Here is a 476-nt window from a genome sequence, read left to right on the forward strand (position 1 = left end):
CTGCTGGACCGGGCCAGCGGGCTCACCCCGGGCATCGAGTCGCCCACCGTGTCGCCGCTGCACCGGGAGGGCTGGGTGGCGGTGCAGGCGATGGTGCTCCGCGACGACGTGCACCGCATCATGGACGAGCTGTACGAGTTGGGTGCCCGCGCCATCCTCGTCACCAACATCCACGCCTGTCGCCTCTGATCGTCCTCTCCCGAACCGCGGCCGTCTGCGTCCCGTCTCCGTTCCCGTCCGCGGCGCGGCCCGTCTGCGTTCCGTCTCCGTTCCCGTCCGCGGCGCGGCCCGTCTGCGTTGCGGTCCCGTGTCCGTCTCCGTCTCTGGCGAGGTGGCGGTCGCCGCCGTCGCCGTCCGTGTCCCGTCCCTTTCCCGGCCCAGTCCGCGTCCATGGGGCGGCCCCAGCGGCTGATCCACTCGGGTTTCAGGAAACGGGGGTGTCCCTGGCGTGCGGACACCCCCGTTTTCATGAACCC

1 protein-coding gene is annotated in these 476 nt (G+C 71.8%); it reads left to right on the plus strand.

The window, feature by feature from the left end; all coding sequences use genetic code 11:
• A partial coding sequence (gene hisG, locus KBX53_RS35610; RefSeq protein WP_369010030.1) for an ATP phosphoribosyltransferase occupies nucleotides 1-189 on the plus strand: 189 nt, incomplete at its 5' end.
• Nucleotides 190-476 lie beyond the last annotated feature (287 nt).

Source organism: Micromonospora sp. M51 (assembly GCF_018070305.1).
GTDB lineage: Bacteria > Actinomycetota > Actinomycetes > Mycobacteriales > Micromonosporaceae > Micromonospora > Micromonospora parva.